We start from the raw sequence: 11,026 nt of genomic DNA, 5'->3' as shown, positions 1-11,026 counted from the left end.
AACCACAACCGGCTGCACTCAACGGTCGGCCACCACACCCCAGCCGAAGCCCGAACCAGCTACCGTCAGGCCCTGGCTGCCTGAAAAACCCGTGTCCGCCTCACCGGGGCAACTCCACACGCGTGATCAGCCGGGCATCACGCGTGATCAGCGGGGCATCACGCGTGATCAGCGGGGCATCACCCGAGATGCCCCTCCAGTCACGCGAGATGCCCCTCCAATCACGCGAGATGCCCCTCCAATCACGCGAGATGCCCCTCCGGACACGCGAGTTACGCCTTCAATCACGCGAGTCAGGTGCTCGATCACGCAAGATCCGGGTTCAGTCTTCGTAGCAGCTCGCGGCGAAGTCGCGGATCGCGTCCGACAGCCTGGTCGGGTCGAACCGGAGCTCGACCGGGCTGCGGGCCTGGACGAACTCCGCCTCCGGCATGTCGACCGCCAGGGTGTCCGCGTCGCCGAACGGGTGGATCGGGTCGTTCTGGTGCCCGATCACCAGTGCGCGGGTCGTGATCTTGCGGCGCACCGACTTCGGCGGCGCGATCCGGCCGAACAGCACCCCGTGCAGCAGCGCCGCCATCGGGGCCGGCCGCTGCGACAGCGTGTCCGTCACGACGTCGACCCACTGGTTGCCGTGCGGGACCACCGAGGCCGCCAGCGCCACCGCCTGCACCGTGAACGGCAGGAACCGGGCCGCCATCAGTAGCGGGGCGAACGTCACCAGCCCCGCGACGATCGCGTTGTCCAGCACCGGCATCTCGACGATCAGCCCCCGCACCCGCGAAGGCGCCTGCACCGCCACCTCCAGCGAGACGTTCGCGCCCAGGGACGTCCCGCCGATCACCGCGGACGGCACCTCGAGGTGGTCCAGCAGGGCCAGGGTCTGCTCGGCGAACGACGGCATCGAGTACAGCCACGACTCGGTCGGCCGGTCCGAGTCGCCGTGGCCGAGCAGGTCGAGGGTGATCACCCGGAAGCCGGCGCGGGCCAGCCGGCGCGCCAGCGGCGCGTGCATCCGGCGGGTCAGCATGATCCCGTGGGTGAGGACGACGACCCTGTCGCCGCTGCCGAACTCGGTGTACCAGAGCCGGTGGCCTTCGTGGTCGAACGAGCCGGTCAGCTCGATGGGGCGAGACGCCCGCCGGACCGGCTCGGCCGGGGTTTCGGGTTCGATCGCGGTCGCGCCGGCCGGGCCCATGTCCCACCGTCCTCCCCGGTCGTGTGCGAGTCTCGTTCAGGAAAGCATCCCCCGACCAGGTTGGCACAGTGACGTGCGGAGCAATTGACGCGGTGCCAATGGCGGGGTGTCGCGGGCATGGGTCAAGATGGCCCCCATGACCGCTACTGCTGACAGTCTGCCCGACCTGGTGTCCCTGAAGGTCGACGTCGACGGCCACGTGGCCGAAGTGACGCTCCTCGGCCCGTCCAAGGGCAACGCGATGGGCCCGGACTTCTGGCGCGAGCTGCCGCTGGTGTTCCGCGCGCTGGACGCCGACCCGCAGGTCAGGGCCGTCGTGCTGACCGGCAGCGGCAAGCACTTCTCCTACGGCCTCGACCTGCCCGCGATGATGGGCGACTGGGCGCCGATGCTGGGCGGGGACAGCCTGGCCGGCCCGCGGACGGCGTTCCTCGACCAGGTCCGGTCGCTGCAGGCGGCGGTCAGCTCGATCGCGGACTGCCGCAAACCGGTCGTCGCGGCCGTGTCCGGCTGGTGCATCGGCGGCGGCGTCGACGTCGTCGCCGCCGCGGACGTCCGCCTGGCCAGCGCGGACGCCAAGTTCAGCGTCCGCGAGGTGCGCGTCGCCATCGTCGCCGACCTCGGCAGCCTCCAGCGGCTCGCCTCGATCGTCGGGGAGGGCCACCTGCGCGAGCTCGCCCTCACCGGCAAGGACATCGACGCCGCCCGCGCCGAGAAGATCGGCCTGGTCAACGACGTCCACCCGGACCAGGAGACGCTGCTGAAGGCCGCACGGGAACTCGCCGGCGAGATCGCTGCGAACCCGCCGCTGGTGGTGCAGGGTACGAAGCAGGTACTGGCGGCGAACACCGAACGCCAGGTCGCCGACGGCCTCCGGTACGTCGCCGCCTGGAACTCGGCGTTCCTGCCCAGCAAGGACCTCGGCGAAGCGGTCCAGGCCTTCATGGAACGCCGCCCGCCGGAGTTCAAGGGCGAGTAGAAGGAGGCAGCGTGACCGCTTCGGAGGTCCACCAAGCGTTCCGCGCGGCGCGGGACTACCTGCAGGCCCACCGCGAGGACTACGAGACGGCGTACCGCGACTTCGCCTGGCCGCAGCTCACGGAGTTCAACTGGGCGATCGACTGGTTCGACGTCGTCGCGCACGACCCCGCCAACGCGCAGCGGTACGCGCTGTGGATCGTCGAGGAGGACGGCACCGAGAACCGCTGGACGTTCCCGGAGATGGCCGCCCGGTCCGACCGGGTGGCGAACTGGCTGCGCGGCCTCGGCGTCCGCCGCGGCGACCGGCTGATCCTCATGCTCGGCAACCAGGGCGAACTGTGGGAGACGATCCTCGCCGCGATCAAGCTCGGCGCGGTGATCATCCCGGCGTCGACGCTGCTCGGGCCGGTCGACCTGGCCGACCGCGTGGAGCGCGGCGCGGCCCGGCACGTCGTCGTCCGCTCGGCCGACGCGCCGAAGTTCGACGGCGTCGAGGGCGGCTACACGCGGATCGCGGTGGGGGAGCCGGTCGAGGGCTGGCACTCGTACGCGGCCGCGTCCGCCGAGTCCCCGGAGTTCACCCCGGACGGCCCGACGCGGGCCGGCGACCCGCTGCTGCTGTACTTCACCTCCGGCACGACCGCGAAGCCCAAGCTGGTGCAGCACACCCACGTGTCCTACCCGGTCGGCCACCTGTCGACGATGTACTGGATCGGGCTGGAACCGGGCGACGTCCACTTGAACATTTCTTCGCCGGGCTGGGCGAAGCACGCGTGGAGCAACTTCTTCGCGCCGTGGAACGCCGAGGCGACGGTGTTCCTCTACAACTACAGCCGGTTCGACGCGGGTGCGCTGATGGCGCAGATGGACCGGTGCGGGGTGACCAGCTTCTGCGCGCCGCCGACGGTGTGGCGGATGCTCATCCAGGCCGACCTGACGGCGTTGAAGACCCCGCCGAAGAAGGTCGTCGGGGCGGGGGAGCCGCTCAACCCCGAGGTGATCGACCAGGTCGAGAAGGCCTGGGGCGTCACCATCCGCGACGGCTTCGGCCAGACCGAAAGCAGCGTGCAGATCGCGAACACGCCGGGCCAGGACGTCGTGCCCGGCTCGATGGGCCGTCCGCTGCCCGGCTTCGTGGTCGCGCTGGTCGACCCGGTCGGCGGCGAGCGCGCGGCGGAGGGCGAAATCTGCCTCGACCTCGCGCACCGGCCGGTGGGCCTGATGACGGGGTACGCCGACGACGACGAGCGCACGTCGGCGGCCTTCGCCGGCGGCTTCTACCACACGGGTGACGTCGGTTCGATCGACGAACGCGGCTACATCACCTACGTCGGGCGCACCGACGACGTGTTCAAGGCGTCGGACTACCGGATCTCGCCGTTCGAGCTGGAGAGCGTCCTGATCGAGCACGAGGCGGTGGCCGAGGCGGCGGTGGTCCCGGCCCCCGACCCGATCCGGCTGGCGGTGCCGAAGGCGTACGTCGTGCTCGCGGCCGGGTTCCCGGCCGACGCCGCGACCGCGCGGTCGATCCTGGCGTACTGCCGCGAGCACCTGGCGCCGTACAAGCGGATCCGGCGGCTGGAGTTCGCGGAGCTGCCGAAGACGATCTCGGGCAAGATCCGCCGCGTCGAGCTGCGAGGCCGCGAGAGCGACCCGGCGCGGGGCGCGGGCACCGAGTACCGCGAAGAGGACTTCCCGGACCTCAAGTCCTGACGGCACCCCGCCTCAAGCGCCCCAAGGCGGCCTTGGGTGCGTTGAATCAGGACTGCGGCGCGGAGCGCCTCCGTTGAGGGTGGTGGTGGGGGCATGGATGGAGCACCGAAGGCCGCCTTGGGGCGGTCGGGGACCGCTCAGCGGCGGGTGCCCTCGACCTGGCGGCCGTCCTCGGTCGAGCACACCGTCACCGGGTCGTTCGGGCCGCTGCCGCACGTCCACTCGTCGAGGGCGATCGGGCCGGGGCCGTCGGCGGAGGCCGCCTCCGCCGGGGTCAGCTTCGCGAAGTAGTCCTTCAGCAGCTTCGTCGCCGCGGCGCAGTCGACCCGGCCGTGCGCGACGACCGCCGTCTTCGCGCCACCCGGGCCGGTGGTGTCGCCGCACGGCACGCCGGGGGCCGTCGAGGCGGCCGCCGCGGCCGCGGCGGGAACGGGGGCGGGTGCGGAGGGCGACGCGGCGGGCGCCGGGTCGCTGCCGCAGCCGGCCAGCGCGGCGGCCGCGGCGACGAGCAGCAGGGGGTACGCGAGTGTCTTCATGGACCCTTCAGGAGCGCGGGGATCGGAACGGACTCACTCGGACGGCACGACGGCGGCGAAGACCGTCTGCTCACCCTTCGTGCAGGTGGTACCGCCCTGGGCGGCGGGCGGCCCGGAGGTGCACAGCCAGCCGTCGACGGTCTCGTTCACCGCGTCGTTCGAGCCGGAGTCCTGGCGCCCGGTGATCTTGCGGTGGAAGTCGCCGACCAGCTTCGTCGCGGCGACGCAGCTGACGCCGGCGGAGCCGCTGTCGAAGACGTAGAGCGTCAGCCCGCTGGCGGCGGTCACGGTGCCGCACGAGCCCGGCACGGACGGCGGCGGCCCGGACGGCCGGTTGGCCGGCGCGGGTGCGGGCGCGCTGCCGCCGGGGGACGGCGGCAGCGTCGGAGCGCTCGCGGACGTGGTCACGGAGGGCGCGGCGGACGCGGGCGGCGGCGCCGGCGGAGCCTGCGCGGCGGGGTCGCCCGAGCAGGCGGCGAGCACGGGCAGGGCGAGGCAGGCCACGAGCCACGTCTTCGTGGTGGTCGGGTGGGACACCGCGATCCTTCCTCCCCGGCTGGCTGGTGTGGACGTTGTGCCGGAGATTACTCCAGCCGGGTGGCGGCCGGCTCCGGTGGCCGTCGAAATGGTGTCCACAATGGACGATTAACATTCCGTTCACGCTCCGAAACCTCCCGCTGTCATCAAGAATCGATCGGTCTAATTCGCGCCGCGACGGTTAACAAAACGGTCCCGCGTGCCGAAGATCTTGGTGGAGGCCGCCGAGCTTCCCGTCCCCGACAACCGTCCCGAATCCCGTGAGAGCGATGAACGCCGACGCTGTGAGCAGCACCGAAGACCCGTCCAGTCCGCCGACCGTCCCGAGCACCGTGGTCTGGTGCTGCGGCCGCCCGTACGTCCTCGAGGGCGGATCGGGCCGAGCCCGCTGGATGGGCACCGACTACCGCGGCCGCCCCGAGTCGCTGACCAGCGCGGAGCTGCAGCGCCGCGGCTGGAGCCACCGCCGCGCGAGCTGAGCCGAGGCCGGGCCGCGCCGAGGGGGCGGCCCGGCTGCGGCCGCCTGGCCTGGGTCGGCTGGGGGCCGCCTTGAGCCCGGGCTGCCCGGGGAGGCGGGTTGCTGAGAGTTGGCTGGTCGCGCCACGGGGTGCCCGGGCTGGGCCGGATGGGGAGGTCGGCCGCCCGGGGGTTGGACCACGGAGAGTGGCCGGCCTGGGTAGGTGGGGCCGCTGGGCCGGGATGTCGGGGGTGGCCCGCCGAGGAGCGGCGGAGCCGGACAGGCCGAGCCACCTCACCGGAGCCGGGTAGGAGCGGGCGCCAGTTGGCCGGTCTACCGCACACCGTTCTCGCGCGAGCCTGGCGCCGCTTCGACCTGGCAGGCACCTCGCCGCCCCGAGCAAGCGGGCGCCATCAAGATGACTTGGCAACCGGAGCTCCGCGCCGCCCGGTCCGAAGCGCCGCGACATCGAGCGGGCTTCAGCTGGCACGCTGCCTGCTCCCGGCTCACCGGGTGGGAGTGTCCGACGGTCCGCCGAGCCGCAAGCGCGCCATGCCAGCCCCGCCGCCACGACCAATCCCGCGCCCAGCCGCCGCACCACCGGGCCCCCTATGCCGGTCCCGCCGCACGGCTAAGCCCGCCGCCCAGCCGCCGCGCCACCGGGCCTGCCACGCCGGCCCCGCCGCCACCACTAAGCCCGCGCCCAGCCGCTGCGCCACCGGGCCCGCCATCCCAGCGCCCCGCCGCCACCACAATCCCGCCGGCCCAGCCGCCGCACCACCGGGCGCCGCCACCTCCCACCGCTGTTTAATGGCCCGGTGAGCACAGCCGCCCCCGAACCCGCCGCTCAGACGGGCTCCGCCGCCGAGCCGTCGCTGCTGCGGCAGGCCCTCAACGTCCCCAACATCCTGTCGCTGCTGCGGCTGGCCGGGGTGCCCGTCTTCCTCTGGCTGCTGCTCGGCCCCGAAGAAGACGGCTGGGCGCTGGCCCTGCTCGTCTTCAGCGCCCTCACCGACTGGCTCGACGGCAAGCTCGCCCGCTGGCTCAACCAGATGTCGCGGCTCGGGCAGCTGCTCGACCCCGCCGCCGACCGGCTCTACATCCTCGCCACCCTCGTCGCCTTCCTCGTCCGCGGCATCATCCCGTGGTGGGTCGTCGTCCCGCTCGTCCTGCGGGAGGCCGTGCTCGGCGTCTGCGTCGTCACCCTGCGCCGCCGGGGCTTCGCGCCGCCCGAGGTCACCTACATCGGGAAGGGGGCCACCTTCGTCCTCATGTACGCCTTCCCGTTCCTGCTGCTCGCCCAGGGCGGCTCGGACGTCGCCGCGGTCGCGCGGCCGATCGGGTACGCCTTCACCATCTGGGGCGCCGTCCTCTACGTCTGGTCCGGCGTCCTCTACGTCGTGCAGGCGCGCAACGCGCTCCGCGGCGCCCGGGAATGAGTTCTGCCGGGTCGTGGCGGGCGGCTGCGCCGTGTGGGTGTAAGACTTCGCCCAACACTTTTCGCCAGTGAAGGCATGAAAGGGGACCGGCGTTGTCCGCTCCTGAAGAGCTTCGCTACACCGAGGAACACGAGTGGGTCGCCACCCGCGGCGAGGACACCCTCGTGCGCGTCGGCATCACCGAGTACGCGCAGGACCAGCTCGGCGACGTCGTGTTCGTCGACCTGCCCGACGTCGGCAGGCAGGTGAGCGCGGGCGACGTCTTCGGCGAGGTCGAGTCGACCAAGAGCGTCTCCGAGCTGTTCGCGCCGGTCGACGGGGAGGTCGTCGCGGTCAACGACGCCGTCGCCGACTCGCCCGAGCTGATCAACAGCGACCCCTACGGTGAGGGCTGGCTGATCGAGATCCGGCTCGACGACCCGGCGGGCCTGGAAGCCCTGCTCGAAGCCGAGGCGTACGACGCGCTGACCAAGGGCTGAAGCCCGCTCCGCCGGTTCGGGGAGCCGGGGCTCGGAGAATCGATCAGGCACGGTACGTTGGCAGCTACACGTTCTTGAGTACTGGCAACACAGCATGTGTGGAGGAGAGCTCAGGTGAGCACGAACGACGGGCCCGGCGGCGTTCCCCCGGAGCAGTCTCCGGAGCGGACCTCTGTCTTCCGGGCCGACTTCCTGGCCGAAGCCGAAGGTCGCGAGCCCGCCCCGGAAGCCCCGGTCCAGGGTGTCGACGCCCTGCCCCCGGGTTCGGCCCTGCTGGTCGTGAAGCGCGGCCCGAACGCGGGTTCGCGGTTCCTGCTCGACCGCGACACCACCAGCGCCGGACGGCACCCGGACAGCGACATCTTCCTCGACGACGTCACGGTCTCCCGCCGGCACGCCGAGTTCCGGCGTGAAGGCGGCGAGTTCGTCGTCATCGACGTCGGCAGCCTCAACGGCACCTACGTCAACCGCGAGCCGGTCGACCAGGCCGTCCTCGCCGGCGGCGACGAGGTGCAGATCGGGAAGTTCCGCCTGGTCTTCCTGACCGGCCCGGGGCACGGGGGCCAGGGGGCGCAGTGACGGCGGCCGGACGGCCACAGAACCACGGACTGAGCATCGGGGCGGTACTCGCGCAGCTGCGCGGCGACTTCCCCGATGTCACGATCTCCAAGATCCGGTTCCTCGAAGCGGAAGGCCTGGTCACCCCGGGCCGGACGCCGTCGGGTTACCGGCAGTTCGCCGCGGCGGACGTGGAGCGACTGAGGTTCGTCCTGGCCGCCCAGCGGGACCACTACCTCCCGCTGAAAGTCATCAAGGAACAGCTGGACGCGGCGGACTCGGGGGCCGAGCCCGCCGCGGCCCTGCCCCGCCCGCCGCGCCGGCTGGTGCCCATCGACGTCTCGGCGGAGAACGTCGGCCTGCCCGTGGCGGCGGACTTCGTCCCAGGCAAGGAGCTGCGCCTGACCCGGGAGGAACTCCTGGAGCAGGCGGGCATCGACGCCGCCGCGCTGGCCGAGCTGCAGCAGTACGGCCTGGTCCGGCCCGGTACCGCCGGGTTCTTCGACCCGGACGCGGTGCTGGTCGCGCGGACGGTGAAGGCGATGACCGAATTCGGGATCGAACCGAGACACCTGCGTGCTTTCCGCGCCGCGGCCGACCGCGAGGTCGGGCTGCTGGAGCAGATCGTGACGCCGGTGTACCGGCACCGCGACCCGGAGGCGAAGTCGCGCGCCGACGAAGTGGTGCGGGAGCTCGCGGCCCTGTCCGTGACCCTGCACACGCTCCTCGTCAAGGCCGGGATCCGCGGCGTCGCCGGGTGTTGATCGATAACGGGGCAGTGAGATCCTCTTTGCGGTCCCATGTCAATGACTGAATGTTCGGCACCGCATGCCGTACCGTGAAGGGACGGGTTTGCGGCAGGCGAACCGAGAGAGTCCGGACAGCGAGCACAGCGCACGGATGACGGGTAGCGTCGGGAGTATGGGCGTGAAGCCGGTTCAGCGCTGCAGCCCGTGTGCACGAGAGGGAGGCGAAGCCCGATGAGCGAAATGCGCGTCGTCGGTGTGCGGGTCGAGCTGCCCGCGAATCAGCCGATCTTGTTGCTGCGGGAGACCGAAGGTGAACGGTACCTGCCGATCTGGATCGGCTCGGTCGAAGCCACCGCCATCGCCCTGGAGCAGCAGGGCGTCCGCCCCGCCCGCCCGCTCACGCATGACCTGCTGAAAGAGGTCATCGGAGCGCTCGGCCGGGAGCTGGAGCAGGTCGTCATCACCGACCTGAAGGAAGGCACGTTCTTCGCGGAACTCGTGTTCGACGGCGACATCAGGGTGTCCGCCCGGCCGAGCGACTCGGTCGCGCTGGCCCTGCGGATCGGTGTCCCCATCCACGCCGTGGACTCGGTGCTGGAGGAAGCCGGCCTGATCATCCCGGACGAGCAGGAGGACGAGGTCGAGAAGTTCCGCGAGTTCCTCGACTCGGTCTCCCCGGAAGACTTCCGCGGAGCGGATACGTAGGACAAAACCTTGCCTTGACGCGCACGTCAACGTCTAGCGTCGAGGCATGCGGATCGGAGAACTGGCGCAGCGCACGGGTACCACCACCCGTGCGCTGCGGTTTTACGAGGACCAAGGCCTCCTCGCGGCCCGGCGCTCGGCGAACGGCTACCGCGAATACGACGAGGACGACCTCCAGCTGGTCCAGGAGATCCAGACCCTCCAGACGGTCGGCCTGACGCTGGAGGAGACGCGTCCGTTCGTCGACTGCCTGCGCAGCGGCCACGAAACCGGCGATTCCTGCGCGAACTCCATCGAGGTCTACCGGCGCAAGCTCGAAGAAGCCGACGCGCTCCTCGCGCGGCTCGGCGGCATCCGCGGCGAACTGGCCGCGAAACTCGCCGCCGCCCTGGCCCGGCAGGCGCCCGATCCGTGTGTCGTGCCCGAAGCCCCGCGTCCCTGAGGAGCCCCGCCGTGTCCGAAATCGCCGACGTCACCGATGCGACCTTCGCCGAGGTCCTCGCCCACGACGTCCCCGTGCTCGTCGAGTTCTGGGCCACCTGGTGCGGCCCGTGCCGGATGGTCGGCCCGGTGCTGCAGCAGCTGGCCGCCGAGCGGGCGGGCGAGCTCGCCGTCCGCAAGATCAACGCCGACGAGAACCCGGAGACCACCCGGTCCTACCAGGTCATGTCGCTGCCGACGATGATCCTCTTCCGCGGCGGCGAGCCGGTCGAGACGATCGTCGGCGCGTTCCCGAAGGCCCGCATCGAAGACCGCCTCGACCGGGTGCTCAAGGCGCCGTCGCTTTGACGAAGGTGTCCGCCACCTCGCGCGCGTACTTCTCCAGGTCCAGCGCCGGGTCCGCCGCGTAGGCGGCCGCGACGCCGTCGACGGCCTGCGCGATCGACATCGCCATCACCTCGGGCGTGAAGCCGCGGCCGAAGACGCCCTCGGCCTGGCCCTGCTTAAGCTGCCGGGCCAGGCCGTGCACGCGCAGGTCGTCGAGCACGACCTTCGTCATCACCCAGCCGTCGGCGTCGTCGGCGTTGGCGGCCAGCTCCGTCAGCGCCCGGACGCACTCCGGGTACGCGCGCAGGAACGCGATCGACGTCTCGATGTGCGCGCGCAGGTAACCGGGCCGGTCGGCTGGGTCGAGGCCACCGCCGGTGCGTTGGGTGAGGAACTCCTGCCGCGTCTCCAGCACCGTGCTGAGCACGGACTGCATCAGGCCGGCCTTGTTCGTGAAGTGGTAGGAGATGAGCCGGGTGCTGCTGAGCCCGGCTCGTTCCTTGATCTTGGCGAACGTCGTCCGGCGGTAGCCGAGGTCGGCGAGCACGCCGATGGTCGCGCCGAGGATCTGCGCCCGGCGCGCGGCCTCGGTGACGCTGAGCCCCAGTTCCGCCATGAGGTCGGTTTTTACTTGCATGAGTAACAAGTTACCTGAGTGAGTAAAAAGGTGCACCAGGTTTGAAGCCACGCGATCAGGGGTACGGCGAACGGCTCAAAGGCTCAGCCGACCGCGGGGGCTTGCCGCGCGTCGCGTTGACCGGTGTTCTCCGGACGCTTACCGTCGAAGGAGGTAAATCGCCACGGTGTGATTCACGGTCTGGGGCCGGACCGTGGTGGTTGATCTCCGGCGGGTCCCGCTCCTGGGACCGTCCGGCTGTCATTCGCCGGCCGTCAGGTCGGGCGAGG

At 71.4% G+C, this 11,026-nt stretch carries 14 protein-coding genes; 10 read left to right on the top strand and 4 right to left on the bottom strand.

Annotated elements, in window-relative coordinates:
* Window positions 1-322 precede the first annotated feature (322 nt).
* Window positions 323-1,198 (bottom strand): alpha/beta fold hydrolase, encoded by an 876-nt coding sequence (locus ACLJPY_RS47980; RefSeq protein WP_410597682.1) that lies wholly within the window; start codon window positions 1,196-1,198, stop codon window positions 323-325.
* Between the two features lie 136 nt (window positions 1,199-1,334).
* On the opposite strand from ACLJPY_RS47980, the gene ACLJPY_RS47975 reads away from it, so the two are divergent.
* Together ACLJPY_RS47975 and ACLJPY_RS47970 are read left to right on the top strand one after the other, a co-directional pair.
* Window positions 1,335-2,177 carry a crotonase/enoyl-CoA hydratase family protein gene (locus tag ACLJPY_RS47975; RefSeq protein ID WP_410597681.1) on the top strand — a complete coding sequence of 281 codons (843 nt, stop codon included), beginning with the start codon at window positions 1,335-1,337 and terminating at the stop codon, window positions 2,175-2,177.
* A gap of 11 nt (window positions 2,178-2,188) precedes the next feature.
* The gene (locus ACLJPY_RS47970; RefSeq protein WP_410597680.1) at window positions 2,189-3,892 is read left to right on the top strand and encodes an AMP-binding protein; all 1,704 of its coding nucleotides are present in this window, start codon (window positions 2,189-2,191) and stop codon (window positions 3,890-3,892) included.
* Window positions 3,893-4,029: 137 nt separating this feature from the next.
* Here ACLJPY_RS47970 and ACLJPY_RS47965 read toward each other — a convergent pair whose 3' ends face one another.
* Both ACLJPY_RS47965 and ACLJPY_RS47960 read right to left on the bottom strand, forming a co-directional pair.
* A complete protein-coding gene (locus tag ACLJPY_RS47965) occupies window positions 4,030-4,428 on the bottom strand; it encodes a hypothetical protein (RefSeq protein WP_410597679.1) in 399 nt (132 codons plus the stop codon).
* Between the two features lie 33 nt (window positions 4,429-4,461).
* Window positions 4,462-4,965: a hypothetical protein gene (locus ACLJPY_RS47960; RefSeq protein ID WP_410597678.1), complete on the bottom strand. Its 504-nt coding sequence runs from the start codon at window positions 4,963-4,965 to the stop codon at window positions 4,462-4,464.
* A 269-nt stretch (window positions 4,966-5,234) separates the two neighbouring features.
* On the opposite strand from ACLJPY_RS47960, the gene ACLJPY_RS47955 reads away from it, so the two are divergent.
* From ACLJPY_RS47955 to trxA, 8 genes are all read left to right on the top strand, one after another.
* A complete protein-coding gene (locus tag ACLJPY_RS47955) occupies window positions 5,235-5,444 on the top strand; it encodes a hypothetical protein (RefSeq protein ID WP_410597677.1) in 210 nt (69 codons plus the stop codon).
* Window positions 5,445-6,240: 796 nt separating this feature from the next.
* Complete coding sequence (locus ACLJPY_RS47950) at window positions 6,241-6,861, top strand: CDP-alcohol phosphatidyltransferase family protein (protein ID WP_410597676.1); 621 nt, start codon at window positions 6,241-6,243, stop codon at window positions 6,859-6,861.
* Between the two features lie 92 nt (window positions 6,862-6,953).
* Window positions 6,954-7,340, top strand: coding sequence for a glycine cleavage system protein GcvH (gene gcvH, locus ACLJPY_RS47945; protein WP_013226819.1), 387 nt, complete (start codon window positions 6,954-6,956; stop codon window positions 7,338-7,340).
* Window positions 7,341-7,454: 114 nt separating this feature from the next.
* Complete coding sequence (garA, locus tag ACLJPY_RS47940; RefSeq protein ID WP_004559567.1) at window positions 7,455-7,919, top strand: glycogen accumulation regulator GarA; 465 nt, start codon at window positions 7,455-7,457, stop codon at window positions 7,917-7,919.
* Window positions 7,916-8,662, top strand: coding sequence for a MerR family transcriptional regulator (locus ACLJPY_RS47935; protein WP_410597675.1), 747 nt, complete (start codon window positions 7,916-7,918; stop codon window positions 8,660-8,662). The genes garA and ACLJPY_RS47935 overlap by 4 nt, the downstream gene beginning before the upstream one ends.
* Before the next feature lie 216 nt (window positions 8,663-8,878).
* Window positions 8,879-9,352: a bifunctional nuclease family protein gene (locus ACLJPY_RS47930; RefSeq protein WP_004559569.1), complete on the top strand. Its 474-nt coding sequence runs from the start codon at window positions 8,879-8,881 to the stop codon at window positions 9,350-9,352.
* Between the two features lie 46 nt (window positions 9,353-9,398).
* The gene (locus ACLJPY_RS47925; protein WP_410597674.1) at window positions 9,399-9,794 is read left to right on the top strand and encodes a MerR family transcriptional regulator; all 396 of its coding nucleotides are present in this window, start codon (window positions 9,399-9,401) and stop codon (window positions 9,792-9,794) included.
* 11 nt (window positions 9,795-9,805) lie between these two features.
* On the top strand, window positions 9,806-10,141 hold the full coding sequence (gene trxA / locus ACLJPY_RS47920) for a thioredoxin (RefSeq protein ID WP_410597673.1): 336 nt from the start codon (window positions 9,806-9,808) through the stop codon (window positions 10,139-10,141).
* Here the strand turns inward: trxA and ACLJPY_RS47915 are convergent.
* Window positions 10,122-10,736, bottom strand: a complete 615-nt coding sequence (locus ACLJPY_RS47915; RefSeq protein WP_410597689.1) for a TetR/AcrR family transcriptional regulator — start codon at window positions 10,734-10,736, stop codon at window positions 10,122-10,124. The two genes, trxA and ACLJPY_RS47915, sit on opposite strands and share 20 nt — an antisense overlap.
* Between the last annotated feature and the right edge of the window lie 290 nt (window positions 10,737-11,026).

Origin of the sequence: Amycolatopsis sp. lyj-23, from assembly GCF_046549135.1 — a bacterium.
Classification (GTDB): domain Bacteria; phylum Actinomycetota; class Actinomycetes; order Mycobacteriales; family Pseudonocardiaceae; genus Amycolatopsis.
Note: the sequence above shows the minus strand (reverse complement) of the source record. Positions and strands in the feature narration are given on the sequence as shown.